Genomic DNA, 16,025 nt, shown 5'->3' on the forward strand with positions numbered 1-16,025 from the left:
TCTCAACCGAAAAAGGAGAGTATCTCGTCGTGCCGGTCCAGCCGTGCCAATGCGGGCATCTGGGCCTTGTAGGCAATGAAGGGAACGCCTGCTGCCTCGGCGGCCAGACGATCAACATCGGAATCGCCAACGAAAAGGGCCTCTTCAGGTTCGATACCGTAAAATTCCAGAACCTTGAGAAGCGGGTCGGGGTAAGGCTTCGGCCGCGCCACTTTGGCCGCAGTCATTACATAGCTGAAGTAGCGGGAAAGATCGAAGGATTCCAGAACCATGTCCATGGAGGTGGAGCGGTTGGTACAGACAGCCAGATGGACCAGCGGCTGCAGCGCGGCCAAAGTCTCGCGGAAGTTCTCCTCCATGGACATGAGATGCACCAGGTCTCCGTAATTGATGGTCCCGGCAAAGGCCTGCGCCTCGGCACGGCGGTCGTCGCCGGCAAAGAGATAGGCCATGACATCGGCATTGGCATAGGTATGCAGCACCCGCATCATCTCGGCGTCATTGCGGTCCAGGGGGGGCTTGCCGAAATGGGCAAGGATCCGCTGGTAGAAGGCAAAGTTCGCCTCGAACGAATCGAACATCACCCCGTCGCAATCGTAGATGACCGCTTTATACTCCCTACTCCTCACTCCTCACCCCTCACAGTGCCCGCTTCACTCTTCACACCCTGCAGAAATTCCTCCCATTCAATGGGGAGCAGGTGCTTCTTGCGGTTGTTGCACTCCTTGCAGGCAGGTACCACGTTGCCCCGGGTGCTCTTGCCGCCGCGGATGACAGGCACGATATGGTCCATGGAGAGCTCATATGCCGGGAACCTGCCGCCGCAGTAGTGACAGATCCCCCGGGCAAGGCGGTTCTTCCACCACTGGGACTTGCGCAGTTCACGGGCCTTTTCCCGCTCCCGTTTTATTTCCTGTTCCGATACCTCGATTATGAACGACAAATTTTCCTACCTCCAGCCGCCAAGGCTGCCGCGGCTTCGGGAGTGAGTGACAGAGCGGCAACGGCGAGCGGACACCCGCCGGTTTCGAAAACTAATGCTTAAGTGGCAGCCTGCAACCAAGGTGAATACATCAATAGACACAGCAATGTCCGCAGTTGCAGCGACAGAACAAGCGGACGAAGCCGCGGCAGCCGCTTAGCCGATGGTGGAATACATGGGAGCAGCCTTCAACAGGACCGCCGGAAGTTTTCGATGGCGGCCCGGGCAAGCTCGTCGCAACGCTCGTTTTCCGGGTGGCCGTTGTGCCCACGCACCCAGATCCAGTGGATGGTGTGAATGCGGGACAGTTCCATAAGCCGCTCCCACAACTCCCGGTTCAAGACCGGCTCTTTCTTGCTGTTCACCCAGCCTTTCCGCACCCAGCCGCCGATCCATTCAGTCATCCCCTTGACCAGGTATTGGGAATCGGTGGTGAGATGAACCTCGCACGGTCGTTTCAGGGAACCAAGCGCCTCGATGGCGGCGGTCATCTCCATGCGGTTATTGGTGGTGTTGCCGTCGGCGCCGGACATTTCTTTGACGTTGTCCCCATAGCGGAGGATGCAGCCCCAGCCGCCGGCACCGGGATTGCCGCTGCATGCCCCATCACAGAAAATTTCAACTCTCAATGTAGGCCCCTTCCCTTTTTAGAAGGTCAGCTATGGCAGACATAACCCGGTCAACAATCAGCTGGTGGGTTTCCTTGCAGTCTTCCAATAGAAAGAAGTCGGAAAAATCCAGCTGGCTACCGAAAACAACGGTGGCTTGCTGGCCGACGCCGGGAAACTTCCAGCGGTTGAGACCGACCAGTGCCGTGGGTATCACCACCGGCCGGGTGTCATAGATAATCTTGCCGACCCCACGGTTCCCCTTGCCGAGGACACCGTCCTTGTGGCGGGTCCCCTCGGGGAAGAGCATGACCTTCTGGTCCTTGAGCAGATCGTTGATGGTTTTGCCGGCGCGAACGTCGCGGCCACGCTTGACGGGAAAGGCGCCCCACGAGCTGTAAAGCAGGCGCTGAAAGGGCTTGGCGAAAAGCTCCTCCTTGGCCGGAGCCCAGAGCATCTGCATTACATGCCGCCTGATCACCGCCCAGGGAAGGAAGATCGTTTCATAGGCGGAGATGTGGTTGGAGGCGATAAGAACTCCGCCGGAGGAGGGAATGTTCTCATCCCCCTTGATGCGGAAGTTGTTGACGGTGGATGCATAGAAACCGACCACATGGCAGGAAAACGTGACCCAGAAGCGGCGCAGGAATGAAACTTTCAAGGAAACCTCGTGTGTTGGATTAGCTTTAATTTATAGCACGATTGAACCAACGGGGGCAACTTTGAGTTGAATAGGAGGACGTGCAGCGGCAGGCCGGGCCATCTCAACTGAAGGTGAAATAAAAGGTAGCCCCTTTTCCCGGCTCACCTTCTCCCCAGATACGGCCGCCATGGTGCTTGATGATTCGCTCCACTGTGGCGAGCCCAATGCCGGTGCCGGGGAATTCATAGCGGCTGTGCAGCCTCTGGAAGGGTTTGAACAGGCTTCCTGCCTTCTTCATGTCGAATCCGGCGCCGTTATCCCGGATGAAATAGGTTTTCCGCTCTCCCTCTTCCATCACGCCAAATTCGATGCAGGCATCTGTACGTTTGCCCGTGTATTTCCAGGCATTGCCGATGAGGTTTTCCAGCACCACCCGGGCCAGCTCAGGATCGCAGCCTGCCATTATTTGGGGAGGGACCTGGAATACCACCTGCCGCCCGGGTTCTGCCAGCTTCAGGTCGGTCAAAACCTCCATCACAAGCTTGCTCAGATCCACCTCTTCCCGTTTTATCTCTGCCTTCGTTGCCTGGGAAAGTTTCAGCAGGGCTTCAATCAGTTCCTCCATCTGCTGGCAACCATCGGTGATGGTCTGCAGGAAAAAGCGGCCGTTTTCGTCGAGCAGTTCCAGGTAATCCTCTTCCAGTGCCTGGCCGGCGCTGAAGATGCGCGTCAAAGGGGTCCGAAGGTCGTGGGAAACGGAGTAGCTGAAAGCCTCCAGCTCCTTATTGGCCGCAGCCAGCTCCGCAGCATGGGCGGAAAGTTCCTCGTTCAGCTTCTTGATCTGCTTTTCCGATTCCATCAACTGGGTAATGTCGATGACGATGCCGACCATTCCGGCCACGTTGCCGTCGGCATCGGTAAAAGTCGCATTGTTCAGGATGACCTGCCGGGGACCGCTGTCCGCGCAAGGGATGGTCGTCTCGATGGCCTGCACACCCGGCTCAGCGAGCAGCTGCTGCTCCATGCATTGCTGTGCTGCAGCAAGCTCGGCAGGCAGGATCTGAGCAGCTGTCTTGCCGATAACATCCATTTTGACAATGCCGCTGCACCGGGTGAAGGCTTCGTTGCACCCAAGGAAGACCCCCTTTGCGTCCTTATAGAAAATGGGGCTGGGAATGGTGTCGATGAGGCGCTGCAGCAGGTTTGCCTGACTTTCAAGCGCAGCCTCGGCCTGTTTGCGCTTTGTAATGTCACGGACCATCTCGATACCGGCGATCACCCTGCCACTTTTATCGCGCAGTGAGGATGAAATGATCTCCACATTGATTTTACCGTGGGATATGGCCGGGGATGATTCACGACGGTATACCTTACCGTCCCGGAACGATTTGACCAGATCGCAATAGTCGCATGGCTCGTCTTTCAGCTGATAGGCGCGGTAGCAGTAATCTCCAACATGGTCACCCACCAGCGCCTTGTGCGCATCGTTCTGATAGGTGACCCTGAGATCGGTGTCCTGGATACTGATGCCGTCCCCCATGGCGGATACGATCGCAATGGTTCTTTCCTTTTCCGCTTCAGCCTCGTCCACCGCAGACTGCAGGGCTGCCTCCAATGCATCGCGCTGCACCATGACCTTCTTCACATAAAAGGCGAAAGCCAGGAAGAATAAAGCAAAAAGCGCTCGCATCGCCAGTTCCCGCAGTTCCGGCCTGAATAGCTGCTGATGAAGAGTCCCTTCCCCGATCAGATGGGCATCGAAGACGGCATCTCCCACCCAGAACAGGGCAAGAAGGACCATGGCAAGGGGGACTATGTTATGGCTGGCTTTTTTGATCTTTTTGTCAGTCATCAACCCTCACAGATTCAATAATGCTCATAACCATATCCCATCAACCGGGAATTTACAATGTCCACATGTGCCTTCCGTCAAGTTAACGGCACTCACGGCATAGCCGGTACGGCGGATGAGCAGCTGACCGCAATTGGGACAGAAGGTATTCTCCCCCTGGCTCCCGGGGACGTTTCCCTCATACACATAACGCAGGCCGGCTTTCTTGCCGATCTGCCCGGCACGATCCAGGGTAGCCAGCGGGGTCCGCGGCTGGTCGAGAAGCTTGTAGGTGGGATAGAACTGGCTCACATGCCAGGGGACCTCGATCCCCACCTGCTCGGCGATAAAGGCTGCGATGCCATGCAGATCGGCGTCGGAGTCGTTCCAGTTGGGGATCACCAGCGTCGTCAGCTCGATCCATATTCCCTGCCGCTTGTATTCCACGATGGAGTCCAGGACTTCCTGGAGCATGGCATGCACCACTTCCTTGTAAAAGCGCTCCGAATATCCCTTGAGATCGATATTGGCCGCATCGAGATAGGGACGGATCTGGCTCAATGCTTCGGGGGTAATATAGCCGTTGGTGACAAAGATGTTCTTCAATCCCGCTGCCCGCGCCAGCACGGCAGTCTCATAGGCATACTCGAAATAGATGGTCGGCTCCGTGTATGTATAGGCAATGGACGCACATCCCCGGCGCTTTGCATTGGCAACAATTTCTTCAGGGCTCAGTTCCATGCCGGTAATCTCCAGGGTGCCGCCGACCGGCTGGGAGATGGCGTAGTTCTGACAATGGAGACAGCGGAAATTGCATCCCACCGTGGCAATTGAATACGACCTGCTTCCAGGAAGGACGTGAAAGAGCGGCTTTTTCTCTATGGGATCCACATGCTCTGCAATCGCTTTGCCATAGACCAGGGTATAGAGGGTTCCCCCCCGATTTTCCCGTACCATGCAGATGCCCCGTTTGCCCGAAGGGATCAGACAACGGAAGCGGCAGAGACCGCACTTCACCGCGTCGCCAGCTTTTTTTTCATAGAACATGGCCTCTTTCATGGCTTCCTCCTCTCATTCATCGGCTGAAGTTACGAAAAACCAAGGGGAAAATTTCCCGAATTCCGGAAAAGGACCGTTTCCGGATGGAAACAAACTACCATAACTGTACCATTAGGCAGCTGGATAAAAAGCGGTCATAAAATGGACTTCCCGGGCATTTTTTTAATGCTCCGGGCGCTCGTCACAAGGGCTGACGGCCAAAGCACGCCCAAACCATCGTTTTATTCAATAGTTGTAAAATTTTAGTCTTGCGGGAAAAATACCGATTACCTAAGATGGAAGAAACAAAAAGACAAGAGGAGAGAAGATATGCATTGCCCCATCTGTAAAAGCAGCAAGAATGTGGAAATAGACATGCACGCCGACGGTTACGCAAAGGACCTGCTGGAATGCGACGAATGCGGAGCCATCTGGACCGATTACCTGGGCAAGATCGTCCTGCTGAACGATCAGGCTGCCTGACCCGCCATACCGGGAGCCCGGCCCCGGGCTCCCGGAGTATTTTTTCCGCCTTTTCCTATCCTGCCACGACCCTTTCCAGTGCCTCATCGTAAACACCAACCATCATCTGCCAGTCATAGCGGCTGACCGCCTCCCGCAGCAGGTTCGCCGGGCAATGGCCCTGCTGCAGCAGGCTCCCTAGTTTCGCCTCAAGCTCCGCTTCATCATCGTAAAAGCACGACGCGTGTTCCTCCTGGGAAAGGTGCTCCGGGTAGGCAAGGCGTTTGGGCAGCAATGGATGACAGCCGCAGTACACGGCCTGGACGACGCTGGCACCGAAGAAATCGTGGCACGAGGTCACGGGAAGGATGTGAGCCCGCCACAGCCACCGGGCATACTCGGCAAAGGTTTGCGCAAAGCCGAACTGAACGATTCTGTCGCCGAGCCGTGCACGAGCCTCCTCGAAGACAGCAGGCTTGCCGGGGAAACTCTCCCCCACCACCGCAATCTCAAAAGCGATATCTTTGGCTGCAAGGCGATAAAGGACGCGGAAGAATGCCTCCGGGTTCTTGTCGTACTCCCAGCGGTGATTCCATAGTACTAGCGGCGGGGAAGCGGCATTGTGCTGCTGACGGTAGAGGTCCAACTGCCGCAGGTCCATGCCCAGGTGCAGAACGCTCGACTTGCCGGTTATTGTCCCGATGCTGCCCATTTCCCGTTTGTCGGGCATTGCCTTGAGGAAGCTGGGGAGTTCCGCCATGAAGGAGTCCCTGTGGTAGGCGGAGTTGAAAAAGACGGCATCGGCGACAAGTGCGCTTGCATAGTTGATGAAGGCGTAGTGCATGTCCCGGTCGCGGGCCTTGTCGCCGTCACCGGGAGACCATGGGTAGGTGAGCTGGTTTTCGTGGAAATAGAGGGCGGTTTTGCAGGATGCGGATCGTGCCCGCGTCAGGGCAAGAAAGGTGGTCAGATCCAGCATGTCCGTAGCGAGCAGGAGGTCCGGCTGGAATGTGGAATCGAGAAATTGGCGGGCAAGGGCGACGGCACCGCCATGCATCCGCCACTTCCAGTGTCTGCCGGGGAGGCTGAGTATCTCAACCTGGTGCCGGCTATGGCGGGCATATCCCTCGGCCCAGGTGGCATGGGACCCAGTAAAGAATGGCTCCAGGAGGGTAATCTTCATCTAGTTTCCTTTAGAGGCTGATGCAGCCTCTCAGAACATGAAGCGGCGCATGCTGATATTCAGCAAAATCCCCACCCCCACCATGGATGTGACCATGGAGGTCCCGCCGTAGGAAAAGAAGGGAAGCGGCACCCCCACTACCGGAAAGAGACCGATGACCATCCCCATATTGATGATCACATGCCAGAAAAGCATCGCCGTGACCCCCACGGCCATGAGACTGCCGAACCGGTCGTTGCACCGCGAGGCGATATGCAGCCCCCACAGGATCAGAAACAGGTAGAGGGCCAGCACGATCATGCAGCCGATGAAGCCCCACTCCTCGGAAAAGACCGAAAAGGCGAAGTCCGTATGCTGCTCGGGCAGGAAGCGCAGCTGGCTCTGGGTCCCATGGAGAAACCCCTTGCCCAGCACCCCCCCAGAACCGACGGCAATCTTGCTCTGGATGATGTGGTAGCCGCTTTTGAGCGGGTCCTGTTCCGGATTTATGAAGGTGATGATGCGGTCCTTCTGGTAGTCGCGCAGATAGTAGTGCCAGGCCAGGTAACAGGAGGGTACGGCGGCGACAATAATCGAAACGATGGCGCTCCATCTGACTTTCACGTACATGAACATGGAAGAGGCGATGAGGATGACCATGATGGCGGTTCCCAGGTCGGGTTGCTTCATGATGAGCAGGGCGGGAACGCCAAGGATGATGCAGGGGTACAGCAGGTCCCTCAGGGTAAGGCCGTTGAAAACGGGATACCTGCTGAAGAAGCGGGCAAAGGTCATGATGACGACGATCTTCATCGGTTCCGAGGGCTGAATGTTGACGAACCCCAGGTTGAGCCAGCGGGTGGCTCCCATGGAGGTTTTTCCCACCACCAACACGGCAACCAGCAACAGGACGATCGCCCCATAGACCCAGTAGGCGATGTCGTCCAGGATGTGATAATCGATACTGCAGGCGACAACGCAAAGGGAAACGCCGGCGATGATCCAGTAAATCTGCTTGATGAAATAGGGAGGACCGGCCATCTGGTATGAGGCGGTGGCACTGAATATATTGACCACTCCGATACTGCAGATGAGCAGCACCAGCGCCAGCAACGTCCAGTCGAAATTGGTAAACAACCTTCTGTCAAACATGAAGAACTCCGCTAACACGGCTTCCGTAAGCCGCCGTCTTTTCACAGGGAAAGATATTCACGCTGCTCACTCCTCTTCTGTCGGCACTTCGTCGTCAGCCTGCTCCACGACCTCTTTCTTAACCGGCTTACGGATTACCCCTTTGCCCTCGAAATAGGCCCTGAGGATACGGCCGGCAATGGGAGCCGCTGCGGCGCCGCCGTGCTCGCCATGTTCGATGACGACCCCGACCGCAATTTCAGGTTTCTCGAAGGGGGCAAAGGCGACAAAAAGGGCATGGTCCCGGAACTGGTAGGGTACCCCCCCCTTGCTGTCCCGCAGCTTCACCACCTGTGAAGTGCCGGTCTTGCCGGCCACCGTTACCTCGTAAAGCCGTGCCGCTGCCCCGGTGCCGTGGGGCTCGTTGACCACGGCGGCCAGACCTTCCTTAACCAGCCGCAATGTGGAGGGCTTTATGCCCGCCGTGCCGACTATTTCCGGTCTTACCTCCTTGACCAGCTTTCCGTCGGGATCGATAATGCGCTTGATCAGATGGGGCCGGTAGATTGTGCCGCCATTGGCAACGGTGGCGATCATCGAAGCAAGCTGAATGGGTGTGGTCAGTACATACCCCTGGCCGATGGCAACAGAAAGTGTTTCGCCCCGGTACCACTTTTTGCCGTACTTCTTAAATTTCCATTGGGAAGTCGGTATGACTCCCCCTTTCTCGTTATCGAGCCCGATCCCCAAGGCCTGCCCAAGGCCGAGCTTTTTGGCATATTGGGCAATTTTGTCCACCCCCAGGCGCTCACCAAGCTGATAGAAGTAGACGTCGCAGGACTCTCTAAGCGCCTTTTTCAAATCTACCCGGCCATGCCCTTTTTTGTCCCAGCATTTGAAGGTACTGTTGCCGAACTTGTACGAGCCGCTGCAGTTGACCGTGGTGTGTTCGTCGATCAGCCCCTCCTCAAGGCCGGCAATGGCCGTGACGATCTTGAAGGTCGAACCGGGAGGATACTGCCCCTTGAGGGCCTTGTTCTCCAGGGGATGCCGCTTGTCCTCCACATAGGATTTCCACTGCTCCGGCGAGAGGCGACCGGAAAAGAGAGCCGGATCGAAGCCGGGATTGCTGGCAAAGGCCAGGATTTCACCGCTATTCACATCAACCGCGACGGCAGCACCGGCCTGTTCGCCGAAGGCTTCTTCTGCGGCTTTCTGCATATCCGTGTCCACGGTAAGCACAAGACTGTTGCCAATGGTCGGGTTGGATTCGGCAACGGTGCGCAGGAATCTCCCCCGTGCATCCACCTCCACCTGTCGCCCGCCGTCGGCGCCGTGGAGTTCCGCCTCCCAATTCCGCTCAATGCCGCTCTTGCCGATGTAGTCACCCAGGTTATATTCGCTGAAGCGCTCGTTGGCCATCTCCTGTTCGCTGATCTCTCCCAGGTAGCCGAGGAGATGGGCGGCAAGGATGCCGTTGGCATATGCCCGCACCGGCTTCATCTCGATATCGACCCCGGCGAACAGCCTCATTCGGTTCTCTTCCAGGAATTCCAGCTGGTCACGGGTGATTCCCGAGGCGACGATGATCGGGTAATACTTGGCCCGCCCTTTGCCCTTCTCCCATTTCTGCTGCAATTCATCCCTGTTCAGCCCTAGATATTTGGAGAGGTTGTCAAGAAGGGCCTCCTTGTCCTTGACGTCCTGGGGGATGAGAGCGACGCTGAAGGAAGGGGTATTGCTGACCAGCACCTTGCCGTTACGGTCCAGGATTGCCCCGCGTGGCGCAGCGACCGGCACGAACCGGAGGCGATTGTTCTCCGATTGATCGAGCAGGTTGTCCGATTCGATGATCTGCAGATACCAGAGCCGGGTCAAAAGCAGGAAAAACATGGTTGCGGCCGCAAGGGAGAGGCCGAAAATGCGCCTTTTGGGCTCTGCGTTTTCCCTGATGTAATGCTGATCCATTTTCATTTTACTGTTCCTCTGGGACGGCCGAGGGGGGCATCATGAAAACGAGGGAGGCAATGAGTGCATCGACGAGTGCCTGGGGAACGAGCGACGGCAGAAGCGTTGCATAGATGCCGTTTGCGGCGGAGAATATGAATAAAAGCAGCATGTTTATAAGTCCGGTTGCCACGGTGGCCAGAAACACGGTCAATACCATGAGGTAACGACTGTCAGTGTAGAGACGGTCGGCCGTCTTGTGGAGCGCATGGAAAATGCACAGATAGGAAAAGCCGTTGATGCCTAAATAAATGCCGCTGAAGCAATCGTGGAGGAGCCCCAGAGAAAAGGCGGCCAAGGAGCCGAACCGGCTCTTGGAGCGCAAGCCCAGGTACACCACCAGGATAACCAGCAGATTGGGATGAAAGGGGTCCAGCAGATAGCGGGGAAAGATGGTTGTCTGGAGCAGAACAGCGGCAATGACAATAGACAGAGCCTTGACGAATTTAATCATTTTTTTGCTGAAGGAGGATCAGTACCTCTTCGAGTCTGGAAATATTCACCGTCGGGCGCACCTCTACCGTCTGAAATATGCCGTACGCCCCTTTTTTCACCATGGTGACTTCACCCACCTTTATTCCCTTGGGAAAGACGCCGCCGATACCGGAGGTGACGATAACGTCCCCCACCTTGACATCTTCGTCCCGCAGGGAAAACTCAAGGGAACAGCGGCCGTCGCCGGCGCCTTTGACAACTCCCCTGGCCCGGGATCTTTGCACGATAGCCGCAATGCCGCTGGCATGGTCGGTCAGAAGGAGCACCCGGGAACTGTTGGCCGCCACCTTGACCACCCTGCCGATGACACCATCGACGGCAACTACCGGCATTCCCTCCTGAAGGCCGTCGGCTGCGCCGCGGTCGATAACCAACGTCTTGAACCAGGGAGAACCGTCCTCACCGATGACTCCGGCAGCCAGAGAAGGAACCTGGGTGGCCGACTTCAGCTCCAGCAGCTTCTTCAGGCGCTCATTGGCCGCGAGCGCCTCGCGGCTTGCCGTTTCGCGAGCGTCATATATCTTGATGATGCGCCGTAGTTCCTTATTTTCTCTCCGTACATTCACCAGGTCAAGGTAATCTGACCATAAACCGTAAAAAAATCCGTTGCCCGCAGATCCGAGCCTGACTGCCGGCGTCGTGACATTCATGACGCTTCGCTCCAACGGGCCGGCATGATCCCTGTTTTTGAGGTGCAATGAGTAAAAGATCAGGGCCGCCAACAGCGACAACCCGGCGAGAAGATAAATCTTGTATTTCTTGAACAGCTCGATCATGTAGCGCTCTGGAAAAGTCAAAGGGAGACTGGTGCCCCCCTAAACATTCAGCTTATATGTTCCCACCTATATTTCAATCCAGAACAAAAGGAGAGGAAGCGACTTCCTCGTGGCGAATCTCATCCACCGGCTGTTTTTTGTTTTCCCCGGCGAAGAGCCTGTTGGGGGCATTGAAGACGATGCCGTTGTCGATGCCAACGTTCTTGTAGGCATGCACCACCCCCGGCGGCACCGTCACCATCATCGGCACGTCCTGCCCTGCGAAAATGACCTGCTTGATGCCGCTGGTGGGGGAGTCGGTACGGTTGTCCCACAGGTAGATCTTGAAATTGGACGGACCGATGAAGCAGAAGTAGTCGGTCTGGTCCACATGCTCGTGGGGACCCCGGGCCACTCCCGGCTGGGTCATGGAAATATATGCCATCACCGGCATCACCCCTTCCGCAACCTCATCGGACCGGAACAGTTCGGCAAGCCAGCCCCGTTCGTCGAGATATTTCGTCAGCGGCCTTGCCAGCACGTCATGAATCTTGCCCTTTTTGAATTCCATGTCATTTGCTCCCACACAAATTAGTCTCGTTGTATACATGCTGCAGATAATCGCGATAAGTGGATTTAGGCGTGTTGGCGATGGCCTCCGCCATCCCCTTGCAATCAATGAAACCAAGCCGGAGGGCGATCTCCTCCAGGCAGGCGATCTTCAGCCCCTGGCGCATTTCCAGGGTACCTATAAAATGGCTGGCCTCCAGGAGACTCTGATGGGTTCCGGTGTCCAGCCAGGCGATGCCGCGCCCCAGTTTCTCCACCTGCAGTTCCCCCCGGCGCAGGTATTCCAGGTTCACATCGGTAATCTCCAGTTCCCCCCGGGCGGAGGGTTTCATGTTTTTGGCTATCTCGACCACCTTGCCGTCATAAAGGTACAGGCCTGGCACGGCATAGTTGGTCTTGGGCCGCGCCGGCTTCTCTTCAATGCTTACCGCCTTTCCCTGGCTATCGAACTCGACCACACCATAGCGTTCCGGGTCCTGCACGTAATAGCCGAAGATCTTCGCTCCGCTGCGAAATTCGGCGACGGCCCGGTCGAGCCCCATTTTGCCGTAGAAAATGTTATCCCCCAGGATAAGGCAGACCGGATCGGTGCCGATGAATCGCTCACCGATGATGAAGGCCTGGGCGATTCCCTTCGGCTCGGGCTGCACCTCGTAGGAGAGGCGAATGCCCCAGCGTGAACCATCCCCCAGCAAATCCCTGAAGCGGGGCGTGTCGTGAGGGGTGGAGATGATGAGAATGTCGTTGATCCCGGCCATCATCAGCGTGGCAAGGGGATAGTAGATCATCGGCTTGTCGTAGACCGGCTGCAGCTGTTTGCTTGCCACCAGCGTCAAAGGATACAGCCTGCTTCCCGCTCCACCGGCCAAGAGAATCCCTTTTTTGATCCCTTTCATAGCACCCCTTCCGTCACATGCAACAATATTAAAATCCTTATATTCTTAGCATACTGGGAGAAAGATCGTCAAACACTAATCATTTCCGGCACGGGTCCCGTCCCCGCTGACAATGGCTTGTCCGGCAGCCCAAAGGTCATCGAAGACTGCCACATCCGGCGGCAGGAACTGCTCCTCGCTACTGCCGTAGCCTGTCCTGACCAGAAGGGAACGGCATCCGGCGGCACGTCCCGCTTCCACGTCGGCCATCTTGTCCCCGATCATGAAGGAGGCGGCAAGATCGATGGACAGGTCTGCAGCAGCCTGCAAAAGCATGCCGGGCAACGGTTTGCGGCAGGCACATTCCCTGCGGTAATCTCCCGTACCGTGGTCCGGGTGGTGTGGGCAAAAGTACCAGGCGTCGATTCGCGCCCCTGCCCTGGTCAGCTCCTGTTCCATGTGGCGATGCAACGCTTCCAGTTGCAGCTCGTCATAGTAGCCCCTGCCGATACCGGACTGATTGGTAACGACTACGACCAGGAACCCTGCATCATTCAGCAACCTGACAGCTTCTGCCGCGTTGGGGATCAGCCGGCAGTCATGGATCCGGTACAGATATTCCTTCTCCACATTAATGGTGCCGTCACGGTCGAGGAAAACCGCCCGCTTCGTTTCCGTCATCCCGGTCACGACTTGCCTGGCGCTCCGCTGAACAACCGCTTCTCCAGAAGGTCACAGAGGATATGTATGATGGTGATGTGCCCTTCCTGGATGCGCGGGGTGTCGTCGCAAGGGACCGTCAAGGGAACATCGACGATTCCGGCAATGGTCCCCCCGTCCTTTCCCAAGAGGCCGATGGTCCGACATCCCCTTTCGTCGGCAAGGAGGAGTGCCTTGTGCACGTTCTTGGAACTGCCGCTCGTGGAAATTCCCACCACCACATCCCCCGGTCTGGCAAGAGCTCCCACCTGACGGGTGAAGATATCTTCGAATCCATAGTCGTTGCCGACGGCTGTGAGAATGGATGTATCGGTGGTAAGGGCAATTGCGGGAAGACCCTGGCGCTCCATCTTAAAGCGTCCCACCAGTTCAGCCACAAAGTGCTGGGCATCTGCAGCGGAGCCGCCGTTTCCCATAACCAGAAGCTTCTTGCCGTTGCTCAGGGCATCGGAGAGCAGCTCGACCACCGCCGCGATCTTCGGCGACAGTTCCTGACCGATGGAATCCATTACCCTTTGATGGGACTGTATCTGGACCTTGATCTCTTCAATCATCGCATCTCCTTATCCTGGTCTCAAGTTCAGCAAAGGGAAGCAAGGGTGCATCCCCCTTGTAGCTCATGCCGTCTATCCCGGCCACCACGATTGTTTCCGGAGCCGCCGCGACTATCCGTGATGCGGCTTTGCTCATGGTTCCGGCGGTATGGAAAAAGGGCATGACGTGAATGACGATGTTTTCATGCAGACTGCAGTGGCCGGACTTAATCAGCTCCTTGTAGAGACGTGAAGGCACAAGGATTTGAAAGAGGGAGCCACTACGTGCAGCCGGCAAAAGGACCTCGATCCGGGAACGGACCACGGCAGGGTCGGCACCATCTGGCATCAGCAGACAGTAAGAAGAGTCCTGCCCCCACCTGCGCCTGAACTCGGCGATGGTCCTCTGCAGATTTTCCCGGCGTCTTGTTTCGGAGCCCAGTTGCACGTCCTCCTCGTAGAGGACTTCCGAACCCGGTAAAAGGAAAGTCAGAAAGCCTGCCCTGCAGGCCCTGCGTGAATAATCCCGGAGGCACCAGCCCCCGCCGTCCATCTCCTCGTCGAACCCGCCGACGGCATCGTAGAGGCTCTTTCTGATGAGCATGGCGGCAAAGGAGCCTTGGGACACCTCACAGGGGCTACCCGGTTTTTCCTTGACCTTCCCCTTGCCCTTCAATACCAGGCGAGGCACGATCAGGCCGGCATCCTTCCGTTGCCCGGCAAAAGCGAGCAGGGGGTCGAGCCATCCCGGACTCACTATAGAGGTGTTTTTGACAATAAGGAGAAATTCCGCCTCCCCTTTCTCCAATCCCCGGTTCAGTGCCTTTACCAGCCCCTGATTCACATCGTTCCGCAAGAGAAAAGCCCGCTCCTCGAGCCCCTCGGAAAATTCCTGCAGCAGCTTTTCCGTCTCGCGATCGCTGCCGTTATCGACCATCACCAGTCGTGCATCGGGGGAATAGTTGATAAGGTTAACGAGGCAGTTCCGTGTCTCTATGGGCCTGTTCCATACAGGCACAATGATGTCGATTGCAGCATGCTTCATGGCAGTTCCGGGAATTTCCGAGGTAAAGGTTGGACATTATCGGGCAGGATACGGGATGTCGATCGGGGAAAGGCAGGGGGAATCACCCCCCTGCCAGTGCCTTGTGCTTCGTCAGGAACTGATAGCCACATTTCTCAGGAGCGCCAACTCGTCAAGCACTTTGCCCGAGCCGAGAACGACACATGAGAGCGGATCTTCGGCGGTAACCACCGGCAGCCCCGTTTCTTCCCTGAGCAGGCTATCAAGGTTGCGCAGCAATGCGCCGCCGCCGGCAAGGACGATCCCCTTGTCAACGATGTCGGCCGCCAGTTCGGGCGGGGTCCTTTCCAGACAGATACGTACGGCATCGACGATGGCATTGACCGGCTCGGACAGGGCTTCGCGTATCTCGTTGGAGTTGATTTCGATGGTTTTGGGAATACCGGAAACCAGGTCCCGCCCTTTCACGTCCATGCTCCGCAGATCGTTGCCCGCATAGGCCTCCCCGATGTCGATCTTGATGATCTCCGCCATCCGGTCGCCGATGAGCAGATTGTACTTGCGCTTGATATACTGAACGATTGCCTCGTCCATCTTGTCGCCACCGACGCGCACTGATTTCGTGTAAACGATGCCCGCCAGAGAGATAACTGCAACCTCCGTGGTGCCCCCCCCGATATCGACGATCATGTTGCCGCTGGCTTCGGTAATGGGGAGTCCGGCGCCTATGGCGGCCGCCATAGGTTCCTCGATGAGATAGACTTCACGGGCACCGGCCGATTCGGCCGATTCCTTCACGGCTCTTTTCTCCACCTGTGTGATGCCTGACGGCACGCAGATGACGATCCGCGGACGCACCAGAGTCTTGCGATTGTGCACCTTGTGGATGAAGTAGCGAAGCATCTCCTCCGTTATGTCGAAATCGGCAATGACCCCGTCCTTCATGGGACGAATGGCGGTAATGCTCCCCGGCGTACGCCCGAGCATTTTTTTCGCTTCCATTCCCACCGCCAGCGACTTCTGCTGTCCGTTGCTCATTTTCTGAACCGCTACCACGGAAGGCTCACGGACGACAATTCCTTTGCCCTTGAGGTAGACAAGGGTGTTGGCAGTACCCAGGTCGATGGCCAGGTCGTTGGAAAACATTCCCAATACGGAATCGAATATCTTTAACATTGAATAACTCCTT

18 protein-coding genes are annotated in these 16,025 nt (G+C 56.8%); 1 reads left to right on the forward strand and 17 read right to left on the reverse strand.

What is annotated here, in order from left to right; genetic code table 11:
* Window positions 1-2: 2 nt before the first annotated feature.
* The 6 genes from ML541_RS07110 to amrS all read right to left on the reverse strand — a co-directional run bounded on the left by ML541_RS07110 (window position 3) and on the right by amrS (window position 5,123).
* Window positions 3-629, reverse strand: a complete 627-nt coding sequence (locus ML541_RS07110) for an HAD family hydrolase (RefSeq protein WP_347710787.1) — start codon at window positions 627-629, stop codon at window positions 3-5.
* The gene (locus ML541_RS07115; protein ID WP_243371938.1) at window positions 626-943 is read right to left on the reverse strand and encodes an HNH endonuclease; all 318 of its coding nucleotides are present in this window, start codon (window positions 941-943) and stop codon (window positions 626-628) included. Before ML541_RS07115 ends, ML541_RS07110 begins: the two co-directional genes overlap by 4 nt.
* A gap of 227 nt (window positions 944-1,170) precedes the next feature.
* Entirely contained in the window at window positions 1,171-1,611 is a 441-nt protein-coding gene (gene rnhA / locus ML541_RS07120; RefSeq protein ID WP_243371939.1) for a ribonuclease HI, read from the reverse strand.
* Complete coding sequence (locus tag ML541_RS07125; RefSeq protein ID WP_243371940.1) at window positions 1,601-2,251, reverse strand: lysophospholipid acyltransferase family protein; 651 nt, start codon at window positions 2,249-2,251, stop codon at window positions 1,601-1,603. The genes rnhA and ML541_RS07125 overlap by 11 nt, the downstream gene beginning before the upstream one ends.
* Before the next feature lie 103 nt (window positions 2,252-2,354).
* A complete protein-coding gene (locus tag ML541_RS07130) occupies window positions 2,355-4,085 on the reverse strand; it encodes a PAS domain-containing sensor histidine kinase (RefSeq protein WP_243371941.1) in 1,731 nt (576 codons plus the stop codon).
* A gap of 24 nt (window positions 4,086-4,109) precedes the next feature.
* Complete coding sequence (amrS, locus tag ML541_RS07135; RefSeq protein ID WP_243371942.1) at window positions 4,110-5,123, reverse strand: AmmeMemoRadiSam system radical SAM enzyme; 1,014 nt, start codon at window positions 5,121-5,123, stop codon at window positions 4,110-4,112.
* 309 nt (window positions 5,124-5,432) lie between these two features.
* On the opposite strand from amrS, the gene ML541_RS07140 reads away from it, so the two are divergent.
* Window positions 5,433-5,585, forward strand: coding sequence for a hypothetical protein (locus tag ML541_RS07140; RefSeq protein ID WP_243371943.1), 153 nt, complete (start codon window positions 5,433-5,435; stop codon window positions 5,583-5,585).
* A 55-nt stretch (window positions 5,586-5,640) separates the two neighbouring features.
* Here the strand turns inward: ML541_RS07140 and ML541_RS07145 are convergent, their stop codons facing one another.
* The 11 genes from ML541_RS07145 to ML541_RS07195 all read right to left on the reverse strand — a co-directional run bounded on the left by ML541_RS07145 (window position 5,641) and on the right by ML541_RS07195 (window position 16,012).
* On the reverse strand, window positions 5,641-6,747 hold the full coding sequence (locus ML541_RS07145) for a DUF3524 domain-containing protein (RefSeq protein WP_243371944.1): 1,107 nt from the start codon (window positions 6,745-6,747) through the stop codon (window positions 5,641-5,643).
* Window positions 6,748-6,777: 30 nt separating this feature from the next.
* The gene (rodA, locus tag ML541_RS07150) at window positions 6,778-7,878 is read right to left on the reverse strand and encodes a rod shape-determining protein RodA (RefSeq protein WP_243371945.1); all 1,101 of its coding nucleotides are present in this window, start codon (window positions 7,876-7,878) and stop codon (window positions 6,778-6,780) included.
* Between the two features lie 66 nt (window positions 7,879-7,944).
* Complete coding sequence (gene mrdA, locus ML541_RS07155) at window positions 7,945-9,831, reverse strand: penicillin-binding protein 2 (protein ID WP_243371946.1); 1,887 nt, start codon at window positions 9,829-9,831, stop codon at window positions 7,945-7,947.
* Window position 9,832: 1 nt separating this feature from the next.
* A complete protein-coding gene (mreD, locus tag ML541_RS07160; protein ID WP_243371947.1) occupies window positions 9,833-10,318 on the reverse strand; it encodes a rod shape-determining protein MreD in 486 nt (161 codons plus the stop codon).
* Window positions 10,311-11,135 carry a rod shape-determining protein MreC gene (gene mreC, locus ML541_RS07165; RefSeq protein ID WP_243371996.1) on the reverse strand — a complete coding sequence of 275 codons (825 nt, stop codon included), beginning with the start codon at window positions 11,133-11,135 and terminating at the stop codon, window positions 10,311-10,313. The genes mreD and mreC overlap by 8 nt, the downstream gene beginning before the upstream one ends.
* A 73-nt stretch (window positions 11,136-11,208) precedes the next feature.
* Window positions 11,209-11,685: a dTDP-4-dehydrorhamnose 3,5-epimerase family protein gene (locus ML541_RS07170; protein WP_243371948.1), complete on the reverse strand. Its 477-nt coding sequence runs from the start codon at window positions 11,683-11,685 to the stop codon at window positions 11,209-11,211.
* Window position 11,686: 1 nt separating this feature from the next.
* Window positions 11,687-12,580 carry a glucose-1-phosphate thymidylyltransferase RfbA gene (gene rfbA / locus ML541_RS07175; RefSeq protein WP_243371949.1) on the reverse strand — a complete coding sequence of 298 codons (894 nt, stop codon included), beginning with the start codon at window positions 12,578-12,580 and terminating at the stop codon, window positions 11,687-11,689.
* A gap of 75 nt (window positions 12,581-12,655) precedes the next feature.
* Window positions 12,656-13,240: a D-glycero-beta-D-manno-heptose 1,7-bisphosphate 7-phosphatase gene (gene gmhB, locus ML541_RS07180; RefSeq protein ID WP_243371997.1), complete on the reverse strand. Its 585-nt coding sequence runs from the start codon at window positions 13,238-13,240 to the stop codon at window positions 12,656-12,658.
* Window positions 13,241-13,245: 5 nt separating this feature from the next.
* Complete coding sequence (gene gmhA, locus ML541_RS07185; RefSeq protein ID WP_243371950.1) at window positions 13,246-13,833, reverse strand: D-sedoheptulose 7-phosphate isomerase; 588 nt, start codon at window positions 13,831-13,833, stop codon at window positions 13,246-13,248.
* Complete coding sequence (locus ML541_RS07190; protein ID WP_243371952.1) at window positions 13,826-14,857, reverse strand: glycosyltransferase; 1,032 nt, start codon at window positions 14,855-14,857, stop codon at window positions 13,826-13,828. Before ML541_RS07190 ends, gmhA begins: the two co-directional genes overlap by 8 nt.
* A gap of 111 nt (window positions 14,858-14,968) precedes the next feature.
* The gene (locus ML541_RS07195; protein ID WP_243371953.1) at window positions 14,969-16,012 is read right to left on the reverse strand and encodes a rod shape-determining protein; all 1,044 of its coding nucleotides are present in this window, start codon (window positions 16,010-16,012) and stop codon (window positions 14,969-14,971) included.
* Window positions 16,013-16,025: the final 13 nt, after the last annotated feature.

This window comes from Geotalea sp. SG265 (genome assembly GCF_022808985.1).
GTDB lineage: Bacteria > Desulfobacterota > Desulfuromonadia > Geobacterales > Geobacteraceae > Geotalea.